The sequence below is a fragment of the Jannaschia faecimaris genome, assembly GCF_900107415.1.
Classification (GTDB): Bacteria; Pseudomonadota; Alphaproteobacteria; order Rhodobacterales; family Rhodobacteraceae; genus Jannaschia; species Jannaschia faecimaris.
This window is the reverse complement of sequence record NZ_FNPX01000020.1, coordinates 1-14,310: the sequence shown is the minus strand read 5'-3', so window position 1 is coordinate 14,310 and position 14,310 is coordinate 1. Positions and strand designations below refer to the sequence as shown.

Here is a 14,310-nt window from a genome sequence, read left to right as displayed (position 1 = left end):
ATATCGGGCGCGCGCCGGTCCGCAAGCGGCCGACCGCGAGGATCGACCGGCGCTTGCGGACTCGGAACGATTTTTCTATGGTATAATGAGTTCTCCGCCCGCCGGTTCCCTGCAACGCCTGCGCCATTCTCCTCCGGACTCTTTCCATGATCCTTCGCCTGCTGACCTTCGCATTCTGTGCCGCCATGTCGTCCGGGGCCGGTGCGCAGGACTACGCTCTCCAACCCGGCGACAGCGTCCGTCTGTTCGTCTCCGGTCTTCCCGGCGGGGACATGACTTCGATTGTGGACATGGATGGAAATATGCGGTTTCCCTATGTCGGCAGCATCCAAGTGGCCGGCAAGACGCTCGAGCAGATCCGCGCGGCCCTTTCGCTGACGGCCACTGGGTCGGAGGTTACGATCTATGGGCCCAACGAGGCGCGGAGCACTATCCTGCTGGGCCCTGACAATATTTTCCTCGCCATGGACGGCTACCGCCATGTGACCGTGGGCGGGGCGGTGGTCTCGCCCGGGCCGGTCGACTTTTCGCCGGGGATGACCGCGCGAGCTGCGGTTGCGTCCGCCGGGGGCGCGGGTACCACCGACGGCCGGGAGCTGTCGCCGCTGGACGTTGTCAGTCTGCTGGGGACCTTCGACGAGTTGGCGCTGGATGAAGCGCTAGAGCTGGCCGAACTATGGCGGCTAGACGCGATGCTCGCGGATCGTGCCGAAGCCCCCTCCGAAATCACGCGCCGCATCGTCGCCGAGCATTTGGGGCTGTCCTACCTAGACCAGACGCGCGACCGGATTGGCCTCGACCTCTCGGTCCAGGACAGTAGCGATCTGCAACTCGAGGAGCAGCTCGAACTCTACGACCAGCGTGTCAGCTACCTAGAGCGCACGCTCGCGGGCTACGAGGAAGCCGCGCGGCTGGAAGCAGAGGAACTGGCGCGGGTGCAGGAGATGTTTGACCGGCGTGTGGTACCCATCGACCGGCTGAACTCGGCGCGCAGTGCCGGCCTGATCACCAACATCCGTGTGCTCGATACCGAGTCCATGCTGGCTGAGGCTCGCATCGGGCGGAGCACCTTGGCCGAGGAACTCGATGCCGGTGTTGACGAGGCCCGCTCAGCGCTGTTGGCCGAACGTGCCGCCACCTATGCCGACCTCGTCGCCATCCGGAAACGCATGGCCGGTGCCCGCGCCAAGATCGACGCCGCCGGCTTGTCGTCGTTCATGCAAGCCGCCACCCGCTCCGTGACTCGCGTCGTGGTTTATCGCGGGGCGGGCGACGCCGTTACTCGGCACGAACTCGCGCTGGACGACCCGCTGCTTCCGGGGGACGTCATAGAGGTCACGACCGAGCAGCCGATTCCGTCCCAGTGAGCGACGCAACCGTCCCCGTCGGATTCAGGCCCGCGCCGCCTTTTAGTGGCCATGTGCGCGGCTCGTCGAGCCTACGCGGGATAGTTGACGTGATCGATTTCCTCTACATGGCCTTCGTTTTCTTCATTAGCATGAATGCCTTTGTGTTCTTGGGGCTACATTCGGCGTTCTGGCTGATGGCTTATGCCTATGCGATGTTGCGAATTGCGGCCCTGTTCCCGGCCTATGTCACAGTCCTGAGCCGGAACTGGGTCTTCCTGCTTTATCCGGCGCTTTGCCTGCTGTCGGTGCTGTGGTCGGACGTGCCCACCCAGACGCTCCGCTTCTCGCTGCAACTGATGTTCAGCGTGATGATCGCGGTCTTGATTGGCATGCGCTTCACGCTTGACCAGATATTCATTGCCCTGACGGCGGTGCTGTTTATCACTGTTCTTTCGTCGCTGGCTAACTTTGGCGGTGCATTTACCCCGGCCTATGATCACCGCAATAATTTTAAGGGGATATTTCTGTCCAAGAACGTATTGGGGCACCGGACGGTTCTGTTCACAGTGACCTGCGTCTTCGGCGTTTTCCTGATTTCAGGCCTGCGGCTCGGGCTGCGGTTAGCGCTGCTGGCGGCCTTGGGGGTCAATGTTTTCCTGATCTCAATCTCAGGTTCAGCGACGGCCGTCGGGCTGTCGGGAATTCTGGCGGTCGGCGGTATTTTGATCTGGGTGATGCTAGGATGGCGCGGCGGCTGGACTGTGGTCTTCGCCTTGGCGACCCTGCCATTGGCATTGGCGCTTTTCCTCTCACTGGGGTTCAGCATCTCTCCGCTGTCGGGATTGCTGGAGCTGCTGGGGCGCGATACGACGCTGACCGGGCGCACGGTGCTGTGGGACTTCGCGATCCGGCACCTCGACGAGAACCCGCTGCTGGGTTTTGGTGCCAACGGATTCTGGACGCATCCTGCCTTCCAGAACCAGATCATCGCGCTCCAGAGCCAGTATGGCGAGGGAGTGGGGGGGTTTCACAACCTGATCCTCGAGCTGCTGATCATGCTGGGCCCTCTAGGCTTGATCGCGCATACACTGGCCATGAGCACGACATTATATCGGTCGATGCAGCGCACCCGCCGGCGCGGTGACGTACTGGCGGCCTGGGCTCTGACGCTCACGCTGGGTATGTACATGATGGCGATGTTTGGTGCCCAGCTCTTCCAGCAGCACGCTATCCCGTGGATTCTAGTGGTGGTGTTCGGCGTATCGCTATCGTTCCGAAACCCCCCGCGTCGGCACCGATCGCCCCGCCCGCAGGGGTTCAGCGCAGCGTAAACTGGGCTTCGGAGAAATCTGTGACCTGCCGGTCGCGGAAGATCACGCTCTGGGGCCAGAATGGCGTAGCGGTCGCCGACAGCCATACGTCGGGGCCTACTTGGGTCAGCCGTGCCAGCGCTTCGGCCGGGGTGGCGATGGAGAATCCCCTAAGGTCGAGACTATCGTCGGGACCGAAGCCCGAGACGACTGTGCCCTCGCGTCCGCGGCGCACTCTGATCTCGTCGACACCGCCCGACAGCTCGATCAGGTCGAAGCCTGTGCCTGGGGCGATGACGTCGTCCCCGAGGGTGTCGAGTACCACACTTGAGCGGGGATTTGAGGGTATGTCGCCTGCGCGCATGTCCAGGAGTAGCGCCGGACGGGGGGCCATCACTGTGATGCTCTCAATCAGGAAGTCGTTGCCGGGCGCGAGTACTTCCTCCAGAGCGCTTGGACGCGGCGACCACCATCCGCCGCGTGCGGTGAACTGGTCATTCGCGATCAGGTACATTGGATCGTGGACGTCGTCGGGGGTCGGGGCACGATATATTTCGCGCAGGGAGGCGCGGTCGGTACCGAAGTAGAAGACGATCTCTTCGGGGCCCCAGAGCACGGCATATGTGTGCAGCGTGCTGTAGATGTCAGCTTCCAGCGCGGGACCGCGATGTTCCTGCCCGAAGATGTGGATCTGCCGGTCGCCCCGGGTCTTGGTCTCGGCGTCCGGGCCGTCGGGGTCGTAGGGGTTGGTAATGTCGACGGAATGGCTACGAACGCCCTCGGCGTCGAAGGCGTCGAATATGACGGCTGTCTTGAACAGGCCATCCTTGGGCGTCGGTGCGTTGATTCCCGTGCCGTATGCTTCGAAGACGTCGATCTCAGGGGGCCAGCCACGGCCCGCGAAGGTCATCCAAAAGGCAGGCCAGCGCCCCTTACCGCGGGGGATGCGGGCACGGATCTCGAAGTAGCCGTAGACCTGCGCCCATGTGGCGGCCGTGGTAATCTGCGCAGTGGCGTAGCGGATAGCCTCTGCGCGTCCGCCCTGGCCCGTCGCTTCCATGCGCGCGCGAACCGCTGGCAGCACCGCGTCAGGAAGGGCAGCGCTGCGCAGCGATAACCCTCCGGTCGTCACCTCGTGCAACTCCGGCATGAGGACGTCCGCCTCGGGTGGCAGCACGCCGCGATCCAAGAAGACGGCCTCGGCGGCATTGGTCATCAGTTGGCCACGGCGGGGCAGCGTTGACCATAGGCCCCGCTGGCCGTTGTGGCGGTTCAGGCCGTCAGCGAATCGCTCTTCGAATATAGGGACCATATCCATAAGGTCGGGGCCGGCGGCGGCCGCGCCGCGCCAGCCCCCGGCGAGTGCTACTAAAAGAAGTGCGCTGCGAAGAAGATACCTCATTCGTGATGTTCCTTGGACCAGTACTGCAGGTGTCTGAAACCCGCTTTTTTGAGGCCGCTGAATTTTTGGAAGATGAGCTGACAGATATCAATGGATTATTAGAAAATGGCTAATTACGGCAAAAATATGGTGGTTTCCCAAAACTCTTATGTTAGTGACACGCATAGGCTAGGTAACGTCCGCCTTGTGCTCATCATTATGTCCTTTGCAGGGCGGCTTCTGCGGTTCGCGTGCAGATTTGGATTGGTGATGCGCCGCCATTCACACAGTTAATGAGGTACTACGATCAATGGCAATTACTTCCGATAATTTGGGAAACGATATAACGGGCGACTCCTCGTCCGAGGTGATCAACGGCCTTGGTGGTGACGACACCATCAATGGCCTTGGTGGTGACGACACCATCAAGGGCGGTGGGGGTGATGACGTACTCAAAGGGTCCGACGGTAACGACTTGCTCAAAGGCTCCACCGGTGACGACCGCCTGAACGCGGGTAGCGGCGACGACAAGGTCAACGGCGGTAGCGGAGACGACAAGATATTCGGTGGCTTTGGCGATGACCGCATCAATGGCGGTATTGGCGACGACACCATAAATGGTGGACCTGGCAGCGACACGCTGACCGGTGGGACGGGCGAGGACACCTTCGTGTTCGGCAACGGTTCCGACGGCGAGCAGGATTTGATCCGCGACTTCTCGTTCTCTGAGGATACCATCCGTCTGCTTAACGGAGTGACCGTCGAGGGGTACTACGAGGGCACCCGCGGTGTCGTCGCTCAACTGAGCGACGGGTCTGAGTTGAAGTTCTTGGGTATGACTATGCTCGATATGGAAAGCAACACGATGGACATTGAATACTTCTGAAAAGAAATTGTTCGAATAGCGATCGAAGGGCCGGTGGGTATTCCAACCGGCCCTTTTTCGTTCAATAATCCTGTGAACTCTGGCCACGGGCATTGGTACATCGACATCCGACCGGCACCGGGATGGCGAAAAAAGGCAACGCATACATGACGGACCCCTCTGATCCCCGCACTCACCTTCCCGGCCTCGACGGGCTGCGCGGTCTGGCCGTGGTGATCGTACTCGTTTCGCATCTCGCCAACGGGGGCATGCTTCCGGCTGTGCTGGGGCAGGGCTTCGGGCGCCTGGGCGTGGCGCTGTTCTTCGGACTAAGCGGCTTGCTTATGGCGCGACTCTATCTGCACCGGCCGGTGGACCGGGCGGACCTGTGGGAGTACGCGGTCCGGCGCTGTGCTCGGGTCCTGCCGTTGTTTTATGCTGCGCTGGTGCTGGGCGGGATCATGGCGCTCTGGGATCTGCAGCCATACGAGCAGCACGGCCCGCAGGATATGGCCTGGGCGGCGGCCTTGGTACATGGGACGGGCGTGCTGTGGTCCATCCCGGTCGAGATCCAGTTCTATGTCGTGTTTGCGGGGCTCTGGTGGTGCGCCTCCCGGGGCTATCTGGCGGCGGCCCTTCTTGCTGCACTGGCGGTGCAGGCTGCGGTCGGCCTGGCGGTGATCGCGACGACCGGCTTTGGCGAGCGGATGGAGCACACCTACAATCTGGCCTTCTGGATGCATTTTTTCGCGGTCGGCACAATGCTGGGAGCCCTGTCGACCCGGCCGGCATTTGCGCGGGCCTTCGGCGCGCACGGGGCCGGAGCCGCCCTAGTCTCAGCTTGCTTAATTGGGGCGATCGTTCTGGTGCCACCGGGCATCCGTTTGGCCCTCGACCTGCCACGACTTCCGGCTTTCGGCGATCCGATCGGGGCAGGCTATATGCTGCTGCTGCTGATTGCGGTTCTGTACGGCTATGGGCTCACGCGGCTCTTCGCCGTCTGGCCGATGCGCTGGCTGGGGCAGGTCTCGTTCAGCGTCTACCTACTGCACATGCCGGCCCTCGTGATGGTCGAGACACTGCTGCCCAGCTTGGCACCGGCAGGGCAGGCGGTCCTCGTCGTCGCGGCGACCTTGGGGGCCTCGGCCCTGAGCGAGCGCTGGATTGAGCGAGTTGCCCAGCGAGTCATCCTGAGCCGGCTGCTGCCCCGGTGCCGTCCGGCTGAGGCCGCCTAAGGTCGCGCGGGAAGAATGTCGAATTCCTTCGATCCGCTCAGGGGTTGGAGCAGAGCGAACGGAACGGAGCGAACCTATGGCGCGAGAGGCCCCATTTAAGCAGCGTATCGCAAGGCATGCCGCAATCGCGGCCGGACGGATGCGCCGAACTCGGCCCGGTGCCGCGCCGCGCCATCGCAGCGTCTTTCTGCATATGCCCAAATGCGGCGGCACCTCGCTGTCGGAGGCGATGTACGCGACCGTTCCTCTCAACCAGCGGATCGGGGTGATCGATGCGGTGTCGACGCGGCGCACAGCTTCAATGTTGTCCTTCGGCGAGGACAGCGCCGCGCTCTGCCATGAGGATCTGGAACACGGGCAGCTTACCTTTGATCTGCGCGAGAAGATGCTGCTGCAGCACATGGCGTGGGACACGATGCTGATCCACGGCCATGTACTTTGGTCGACGCGCGCCGAGCGCCATTTCGGGAACGCCTACAAATACGTGACTATCCTGCGCGACCCGGTTGCGCGTACGGTGTCGAACTTTCGCATGATGAAGCGCAACGGCCTGCTGGAAGACGACTTCGATGCCTATCTGGAGGGCCCCGTCGCACGTCGGCATGCGCGAGTCTACCTGCGGTACCTGGCCGGTGCCAACGACATCGCTGAGAACGAGGTATCCGACGCCCTCGCCCTCGCCCATGCGCGACTATCGCAGATGGCGCTGGTAGGATTTCTCGACCGGATGGACCGGTTCCTCGAGGCTTATCGTGCGCTGTTTGGCGTTCGGCTGTCGCCGGCTCGGCTCAATACGGCACCGGACCGCCCGCCCGAGCACACTCCCGCGCAGATAGAGCGGATCCATGCGCTTTGTGCCCCCGATATAGCCATCTTTGAGGCGGCCCGCACCCGTAGCTGAACGGACGCTCTGATATGATCCACGTGTCCGCCGCCTCTATTCCTTCGACGAAAGGCACCTCGGCCTCGTCCGTCAGGAGCGCTTCGATCTGAACCTGATGGTCACTTACCCGCAGCGCGATCGTCTTTGGCATGACGGAAGCGGAGATCTCGAGGTGCTCGCGCTCCTCCAGATCAAGTAACCTTTCCCAGTCGATTTCGCCGAGGGCAAAGCGGGAAAAGTCTTGGCCCGCGGCCCTTGAGCCGGTCGTCCCCGGCTTCGCCGTGCAGCACATCGTCGCCGCCGCTGCTGGCCTCCAGCTTGTCCCGTCCGTCGTCGCCGAACAGCATCTAGCGCCAGGTACCGCCATCAGCGTATCGTTCCCGGTCTCGCCGAAGGGTCGGTCACCGCTTTCGGGACCACTATCGCGCGGCAGGTCATCGCCAATTCAGTCGAAGAGAAGGTCTCAATCCCGTCAGCGTGTCGTCGTCCGAGCGTCCGGTCAGGACCTGTTAGCCGTCGCCGGCTCGCATGTCGTTGGCGACGGCGTTGCCGTCCAGGTGTGCCAGCGTGCGACCTTGGTGAAGATCGGGCTCTCGACGTGGTCGGCCAGAGTCATGAAGTCGCGCGCGAAGATGGTATCGATGCCGCCATAGGCGGTCTTGATGGTTTTCGTCTCTGCCTTGGTGAGCCGATACCTATAGCTGCCTTTCCCGTCCTCGAGGACGGTACACTCATGCATATTTACAAGGGTAAGTTGCCAGTCCTGGCACTGGGCATGTCCCCAAATCCTATTGCTACCAAAATGTCGTTGGCATCGGTGCCGGTCAGCGTGGTCAAGCATCTCAACTTTTTGGACTCATTTTTTTCATGGCTAGCCAGAAAAGGTATAAATTGATGATCAGATTTTGTCTGTACGATAATCTTTTAAGGCAGCATGGGGGCCGCGAAATCGCGGCCAAGGCACGGGGTGCCCCAGAAGATGCTCTAGTTTGTCCACTTCGGAGGCCAACAGGTCGGCAATGCGTTTTTCTGTATCGGGGCGCATTGGGGGCACCACGTCACGCAGCCCCTCGCGGTTGGCGGCGCGCAGATGGCGCAGGCCGGGCACGGACTTGGCCGTCTCGACTGCGCGGCCCAACCCTGCCTGGCGAGCTATATTTCCAAGTTTCCAAAGGGTCTCGCCCAAGGCGGCGTTGCGGTAACGCACGCTCTCATTGACCTGGCGGTCGAGAAAATCCTCAAGCGCTGGCAGGTCGAGCGCGTCGGTCACCCGGCGCGCGGCTGCGGCGCGGTCGGCGTATATCTCCTCTTGGAAGAAGACATGGATTCGGTCTGCCGGAAAGGCGTCGCGCCAGCGGGCCAGATGGTGAGCATACCTTCCCTGTTCGATATAGAGCGGGTTATTTTCCAGTGCAGTCTCGAACACTTGGTTGTTACCGGTTACGTGCCCCTTGCGCACTTCGTGGAGGTGATTGGAGAAGGCCCGCGAGACCGGATCTCGCAGGCAGACGAAGACATGCAGGTCCGACGCGTAGGCCGCGGCTCGCCTTGGCGCGTCGGGGTGTATAAAATAAGATGGAGAGACTTCACCCCGGTGACGCACCTCAGGCTGTGCATCGAATACGCGTTCGTACCATTCATACCCACGGTCGAAGTAGTAGCTGAAGAAATCCACCTCCTTGCCGTCGGCGACGCGGACGTCCCCGCACTGCTCCAAGACGCCGTGAAGCCAGGTAGAGGCGCATTTCTGGGCCCCGATGCCGATGAAGGTCGCCTTGCGCCGGTCCATTTCCATTGTCTGCCCTCAAGGGTGATCCCCACGATGTTTGATGCCCGTTAGACCCGGCGAAGGGAAGCGGGCGAACGCCCGGATGATGCCATAATTCTGCATCTGCGACATTTCGCCGACTTTTTGGAGCGACAGAAACTATTTGTCCCCGTTCGCGCAACAGTCCTTCGATCCGCACCACCGAAACTGGGGTAATAAAGTCGCTTAATTTTTTATTCAGTCGTTTAATCTTATAACGCCGGCTCGGTCGGAAGATCAGCGCGCCCGTCCCTCCCCGTTCCAGAGTAGCGCAATCATGCTGCAAACACGAAATAGAACCTTCAAAATCTTGCAGGAACATCTGATATCCGACATCTGAACGACATGTTTCTGCCTTCATCCTTTACCGACCGTCACCCAGATGCCAACCTATATTTTTTCCTTCTAAGACTGATACTTATGAGAATTTAGGGGGGCTGTTTCTATGCGGCATTCGCAATCTGCACAGACATACGATGCTACGCCTTTCAATATTTCCGAGCGCAACATAAGCGGTCTATGCAAGGGAGGTTTCGACATGGTTTTTGCACTACTTTTCCTGCCGATCTTGGCTCTGTTCATCGCTATCCTCTACGTAATGAGTTGCGGAGACGGCGGTCCCGGCATCTACGGGCACACGCGCATCGGTCGGAACAGCCGCACTATACGCGAAGGTCAGCTGTCTGGGACGATGCTCCAATTGGTTGCAGTGCAGGACTTTGAGGGCACCCAATCATCTGTTGAACGGACCGCATCGGACTTTGGTCAGATATTTCATCTGGAATCCAAGGAATGAATGGGCCGACTGCCGTTCCTTCTTTGGTTTGAAAAATTCTATTTGCCTCGAAGATACGCGGCGCTGAACGGAAGGTAAGCAAGGACATGAAACAGTAAGATTGGTAACACCACTCCTGCCACGGTTCCTGCGAAGATCGATAGTCCCACATTTTCAAAATTACCCGTCCATAGAATCCGCGTTCCAGACGCTGCTAAGACGTGCCAAAGGTAGATGAAAAATGTATAAGGCGCGATCAGGGAAAGGATCGGCACATGACGTGCGAACGCTACGCACAAAAAAATGTAGGAGAGTGACAATATAAAATTCGAAAAACCGTGCGAACCAGAAGGGCCAATTTCGACTAGCTGGCTCAACACTAACGCAGTCAACGCCAAAGCTACTATGCGCCCCATTCGCGCGTGGAGCCAGTCTGCATGGCTCGCATAAAAGGACCCGAAGATGAAAAATGGCATTAATTTAGTGGACTGGTTTATCGCCCAAACATTATATTGGAAATTGAGCTGCCAAATCACAAGGGCGACCGCGAGGCCTAGTAAGATATATGCGGAAGCCCCTCTAAAATACCTTCGTATAAGATAGGTCACAGTCGTCATGAGGCACAGAGCCATAACGAACCAGAAAACCCCGTACGGGAAAAGAAAAATGCTCAAGAACTCGACTGGGGTGTCCAGAGAGAACTTGGTGCCCACCAAATTAGATGCAATGGAAAATACAGAAATCGCAAACAGAGTGGGTGCCAACAAACGATTAAGCAGCATCGAAACATGTCCTCGCAAGGTCCTTCCGTCTGCTTTCATCACTTGGAACGCGTAACCTGATAAGAACGTGAACAGAGGCATTCGCAGTGGCTCAAGCACATCATTCAGCACGTGCCAATTCGACGCGGCAGGCAGGTTGAGACCACCGTCTCCTTCCCTCCCCCCAACGACGTGGAGCAGAACAACCAATATGCAGCATAATGCGCGGGCGGCTCCGTGATCTGGACGCAACCAAGACCTTGTGATTGCATGTCGAGGTATCTTTTCGGAGAGGGCTGAGACAGGATATAAATGCCAGTTTTCGAATGGCGCGACGCCCGCCTCTTCCAGGGCCATCTCGAGTTCAACGAAATCATTGGATGTTCCGCCCAGGTCATCAAACGTGGTATCCGCCGTCACGGTGGATCCAGGAAACTGATGCCGAAAAATTGACGCGATCGTGTCAATTCCGCTGCCGGTATCGCTCGCCTGTTGACCATCAGGTGTTTGCCTCGATGTGTGGATTTCGAATAGTTCTGCCGCCCGCGCCAGGTCAGCCTTTCCGTTCTGGTTCAGTGGCAGTGTATCGACCGACAGTTCCTTGATAAAAGGAGACGGAACCGACAGCCATTGTGCAACACTTGAGGCGACCCCCCGTTCGCCCGTGTGCAAGATCTGCAGGGCGTCGTCACTGCCGATTGCGATACAGTCCACGACTTGACGCCGGAGCCACCGCTCCACTTCGTCCAGGCTGACGCGCTTTCCGGAAAGTTTCAGAAATCTTGCCGAACGGCCCGTGATATAGAACAGGCCCTGTTCATCGAAGTATCCGATATCACCGGTTTTCAGCTTTTGCGGGCCGGAAGGTTTGGCAAGATCCTCAATACAGGTCGCATAGCCCATCATGACGTTTGGGCCCTCGTAGACAAGTTCACCCTCTTCACCGGCAGGCAAGGGAGCTTCGTCCGGTCCCGATACCCAGAGTTTGCCGTTCGGGATCGCTACTCCAATCGATGACGGGTTGTCCGCAGAAAGGTTCGCAGGCAAATAAGACATGCGTGGAGACGCCTCGGTCTGGCCATACATGACAAGAAAGTCCCAACCACTACGTTGGCCTGCAGCAACCCAACGTTTGACTTCTTCGGCGTCAAGTTTCCCCCCAGCTTGCGTCACATATCTCAAGGCGGCTCTTTCGCGAAACAATTGGCCGCTTCGCTCCAGAATTCGAAAGGTTTGGGGCACGCCAGAAAAACTGGTGCAGGCATACTTATCAAACGCTTCCCACAACGCGTAGGAAGTGACAGGCTCTTCAATAAGCAGGAGCGAAGCGCCCGCCTGGAGATGGCTGTTGAGGATCGACAATCCGTAGGAATAATTGAGAGGGAGTGACGTCGGAGCCCGGTCATCGGGCCGAATGTCCAAATACTGAACGATCGAGATGCTGTTCGCTGTGAGGTTTTCCGCCGACAGGCGGACGAACTTCTTCGCGCCGGTAGAGCCTGATGTGGACAGAAGAAGTTTGAGCTCAGTGTGGAAAGCGTGTCCCTTGTTGGCTTCGTTCGCCACTACTCTTCCCGATTTACGGTCGAGTTCGTACAGACAGGGCAGACCTGCTTTCGATTCATCTTCGCGATCCAATTGCGCTTCGAGGACGACCGGGCAACCAGATTGCAGTGCTGCCAGATAGATGGACACGAAGTCGACACTTGGCTCAGCCGTGATGCGGCAAATTCCGCGACCGAATCCGAATTGGGCACGCATCCTATCCCTGCGGCTCTTCAATTCCCTGTATGTTATGGTCTGCCCAGTAGACGCAACGCACAAGGCAACTGCGTGGGGATCCGCTGATTCCAGTTCCCAAAAAGGAGATCGAGACAAACAAAAACCTCGCTAAATCGTTACCGTAAAAACAACATATAAATAGGCTGAAAGGTCTTTCACTTTCTTCTCGTGGCAAGCTCTCCCGATCAGTTGGTAAATTCCAATGTGTGGATTCATGAGTGCATCTGTGGAAAGGTGCCTAACTTAGTGTGATAATTTTTGCAGCGTCAAGGTCTGTTGTGCGGGTCGGAGCCGACGTTCAACGCGATGCCCGCAACGACCGCTTTCGGCGGCGGATTCAACGGGTCGACGCAACACTTTAATCTTTTTGGAAAGATGGAGTGTTGATCATGAAGTACCGGACGCGGACGTTTTATTCGGACAAACAGAAGTCAGAGATGTGGGATCGGTGGCAGCGCGGTGAGTCAATGAGTTCGATTGGGCGTCACTTCAATCGCGCGTCGTCTTCGGTCTTCCCTCATTTGGCGCAATTTGGTGGGATCCGCCCACCGCAACGCAGGCGGTCGCGATATGCTTTAAGTCTGATGGAGCGGGAGGAGATATCCCGAGGGCTTGTCGCACAGCAGTCGCTTCGTTCAATCGCCCGAAGCCTAGACCGGTCGCCTTCAACAATCAGCCGGGAAGTTCGCAGGAACGGCGGACGTCAAACCTATCGTGCGGCCCGCTCAGACCAGCGCGCGTGGGACTGCGCAGCGCGGCCTAAGTTATGTAAGCTCTCGTTCAACGATCCTTTGTGCCACTTGATTGCGCGCAAGCTGCGCCGGAAATGGTCACCACAGCAGATAGCTGGTTGGCTCAAGCGCAAGCATCCTGACCAAGAGGAAAGCCGTGTGAGCCACGAAACGATCTACCGCAGTCTTTATGTACAGACCCGTGGTGTTTTGAAGAAGGAATTGCAGGAATGCCTACGCAGTCCCCGTGCCATTCGGCGGTCTCGACATGCCACCCAAAAGGGTCTCAAGCTGCGCAAGATCAAGGATGCAATTCCGATCAGCGAGCGCCCTGCTGAGGTCGAGGATCGGGCTATCCCAGGCCACTGGGAAGGCGACTTGATCGTAGGGTCGAACAACAGCTACATCGTCACGCTGGTCGAGCGCCATTCCCGCTTTGTGATGCTGGCAAAGGTGGAAAACAAAGACACCCAAAGCGTCATCACAGCCCTCATCAAGCAAGCGCGCAAGCTGCCGAAGGATCTGTATCGGTCGCTGACCTGGGACCGTGGATCTGAGATGGCCGGGCACCGCAAGTTCACTCTGGCCACAAAGATCGACGTCTACTTCTGCGATCCTCAATCACCCTGGCAAAGAGGGAGTAACGAAAATACCAATCGACTTCTTCGTCAATACTTCCCGAAAGGCGTTGATATATCGGGCTTTAGCCAAGCAGAGCTGAGCGCAGTCGCTCGCCAGATCAACGAGAGGCCTCGAAAGACCTTGCAATACCAAACCCCAGCAGAGAAATTCCAAGCCTGTGTTGCAGCGACCCATTGAAACCGCAGCTCGAGGCTGCCGTTCATAGCAACAATTACGATGGGCGGCCATGGGCCGGTTGCGCATGTCCACCTCGCTCGACGTCCTGAGATTCGAGACGCCTGCTTCCGCACAAAGCGGACCTTGGTGCTCGATGCTGGAAGGGTCTGATCCCGCACTCAGCGGCCTTTCGCCCAACTCCCCTGCGCCGTACTGCAGCATTCGTTTTCGTTCCAATGGCGCAGATTGCAGCAATCCGATCTGCGCAATGTCGGGACCGGGCCTTCATACTTGGAAGCTCATACCCATCATCGATGGTGACACATTCAACCCGGTCCAACACCGTGCGCGCGCCTTGGAGGATTTCTGGCTCAAACCTCTCGGCCTCCAGTTTGAAAAGCTTCACCCGTTCTACCGCGTTGGTGTCCATATAGCTGTCGAGGGTCACGGTTTGGATTTGCAGCATGCCGTCGTAGGAGGAGGGCTCAATAGAGCTAGCAACTGTATTTCTCAGGTGGTCAGACGGGTCCACTTTTGGCGTGATCTGCAAAGCGCATTCGCGATTGTGACGAGCTTTCTGGCGACGGCGGTTATGACCACTTTATGGGGTTTTCCAGCAGCGCGCAGGCGATC

The 14,310-nt window shown here is 58.7% G+C and carries 13 protein-coding genes; 8 read left to right on the top strand and 5 right to left on the bottom strand.

The annotated features are described in order from the left end of the window. The first annotated feature begins 146 nt into the window (after positions 1-146). Positions 147-1,367, top strand: a complete 1,221-nt coding sequence (locus tag BLV27_RS16425; protein ID WP_092647589.1) for a polysaccharide biosynthesis/export family protein — start codon at positions 147-149, stop codon at positions 1,365-1,367. An 89-nt stretch (positions 1,368-1,456) separates the two neighbouring features. Beyond that, positions 1,457-2,680 (top strand): O-antigen ligase family protein, encoded by a 1,224-nt coding sequence (locus BLV27_RS16420; RefSeq protein WP_092647588.1) that lies wholly within the window; start codon positions 1,457-1,459, stop codon positions 2,678-2,680. Here the strand turns inward: BLV27_RS16420 and BLV27_RS20065 are convergent. After that, positions 2,667-4,061 (bottom strand): glycoside hydrolase family 16 protein, encoded by a 1,395-nt coding sequence (locus tag BLV27_RS20065; RefSeq protein WP_092647587.1) that lies wholly within the window; start codon positions 4,059-4,061, stop codon positions 2,667-2,669. The two genes, BLV27_RS16420 and BLV27_RS20065, sit on opposite strands and share 14 nt — an antisense overlap. A gap of 289 nt (positions 4,062-4,350) precedes the next feature. Between BLV27_RS20065 and BLV27_RS16410 the strand changes: the two genes are divergently transcribed. The 3 genes from BLV27_RS16410 (at position 4,351) to BLV27_RS16400 (ending at position 7,041) form a co-directional block, all read left to right on the top strand. After that, positions 4,351-4,926 (top strand): calcium-binding protein, encoded by a 576-nt coding sequence (locus BLV27_RS16410; protein WP_092647586.1) that lies wholly within the window; start codon positions 4,351-4,353, stop codon positions 4,924-4,926. Between the two features lie 146 nt (positions 4,927-5,072). Next, positions 5,073-6,140, top strand: coding sequence for an acyltransferase family protein (locus BLV27_RS16405; RefSeq protein WP_170831491.1), 1,068 nt, complete (start codon positions 5,073-5,075; stop codon positions 6,138-6,140). 139 nt (positions 6,141-6,279) lie between these two features. Next, positions 6,280-7,041 carry a sulfotransferase family 2 domain-containing protein gene (locus BLV27_RS16400; RefSeq protein WP_170831490.1) on the top strand — a complete coding sequence of 254 codons (762 nt, stop codon included), beginning with the start codon at positions 6,280-6,282 and terminating at the stop codon, positions 7,039-7,041. Between the two features lie 173 nt (positions 7,042-7,214). Here the strand turns inward: BLV27_RS16400 and BLV27_RS19465 are convergent, their stop codons facing one another. From BLV27_RS19465 to BLV27_RS16390, 3 genes are all read right to left on the bottom strand, one after another. Further along, entirely contained in the window at positions 7,215-7,370 is a 156-nt protein-coding gene (locus BLV27_RS19465; protein ID WP_170831489.1) for a hypothetical protein, read from the bottom strand. A 152-nt stretch (positions 7,371-7,522) separates the two neighbouring features. Further along, positions 7,523-7,762, bottom strand: a complete 240-nt coding sequence (locus BLV27_RS16395) for a hypothetical protein (RefSeq protein WP_092647583.1) — start codon at positions 7,760-7,762, stop codon at positions 7,523-7,525. 159 nt (positions 7,763-7,921) lie between these two features. After that, a complete protein-coding gene (locus BLV27_RS16390) occupies positions 7,922-8,812 on the bottom strand; it encodes a sulfotransferase domain-containing protein (protein WP_092647627.1) in 891 nt (296 codons plus the stop codon). Positions 8,813-9,368: 556 nt separating this feature from the next. Between BLV27_RS16390 and BLV27_RS16385 the strand changes: the two genes are divergently transcribed. After that, positions 9,369-9,626 (top strand): hypothetical protein, encoded by a 258-nt coding sequence (locus BLV27_RS16385; RefSeq protein ID WP_092647582.1) that lies wholly within the window; start codon positions 9,369-9,371, stop codon positions 9,624-9,626. 38 nt (positions 9,627-9,664) lie between these two features. Here the strand turns inward: BLV27_RS16385 and BLV27_RS16380 are convergent, their stop codons facing one another. Further along, entirely contained in the window at positions 9,665-12,127 is a 2,463-nt protein-coding gene (locus BLV27_RS16380) for an AMP-binding protein (protein ID WP_092647581.1), read from the bottom strand. A 410-nt stretch (positions 12,128-12,537) separates the two neighbouring features. Between BLV27_RS16380 and BLV27_RS16375 the strand changes: the two genes are divergently transcribed. Beyond that, positions 12,538-13,698 carry an IS30 family transposase gene (locus BLV27_RS16375; protein ID WP_092647626.1) on the top strand — a complete coding sequence of 387 codons (1,161 nt, stop codon included), beginning with the start codon at positions 12,538-12,540 and terminating at the stop codon, positions 13,696-13,698. A 64-nt stretch (positions 13,699-13,762) separates the two neighbouring features. Then, positions 13,763-14,310: hypothetical protein (locus tag BLV27_RS19605; RefSeq protein WP_211605531.1), on the top strand; the 548-nt coding region annotated here is incomplete at its 3' end.

Coding starts and splice junctions, on each gene's coding strand:
- BLV27_RS16425 (WP_092647589.1), top strand. CDS start 147: ATGATCCTTCGCCTGCTGACCTTCGCATTCTGTGCCGCCATGTCGTCC.
- BLV27_RS20065 (WP_092647587.1), bottom strand. CDS start 4,061: ATGAGGTATCTTCTTCGCAGCGCACTTCTTTTAGTAGCACTCGCCGGG.
- BLV27_RS16410 (WP_092647586.1), top strand. CDS start 4,351: ATGGCAATTACTTCCGATAATTTGGGAAACGATATAACGGGCGACTCC.
- BLV27_RS16405 (WP_170831491.1), top strand. CDS start 5,073: ATGACGGACCCCTCTGATCCCCGCACTCACCTTCCCGGCCTCGACGGG.
- BLV27_RS16400 (WP_170831490.1), top strand. CDS start 6,280: ATGCGCCGAACTCGGCCCGGTGCCGCGCCGCGCCATCGCAGCGTCTTT.
- BLV27_RS19465 (WP_170831489.1), bottom strand. CDS start 7,370: ATGCTGTTCGGCGACGACGGACGGGACAAGCTGGAGGCCAGCAGCGGC.
- BLV27_RS16395 (WP_092647583.1), bottom strand. CDS start 7,762: ATGCATGAGTGTACCGTCCTCGAGGACGGGAAAGGCAGCTATAGGTAT.
- BLV27_RS16390 (WP_092647627.1), bottom strand. CDS start 8,812: ATGGACCGGCGCAAGGCGACCTTCATCGGCATCGGGGCCCAGAAATGC.
- BLV27_RS16385 (WP_092647582.1), top strand. CDS start 9,369: ATGGTTTTTGCACTACTTTTCCTGCCGATCTTGGCTCTGTTCATCGCT.
- BLV27_RS16380 (WP_092647581.1), bottom strand. CDS start 12,127: ATGCGTGCCCAATTCGGATTCGGTCGCGGAATTTGCCGCATCACGGCT.
- BLV27_RS16375 (WP_092647626.1), top strand. CDS start 12,538: ATGAAGTACCGGACGCGGACGTTTTATTCGGACAAACAGAAGTCAGAG.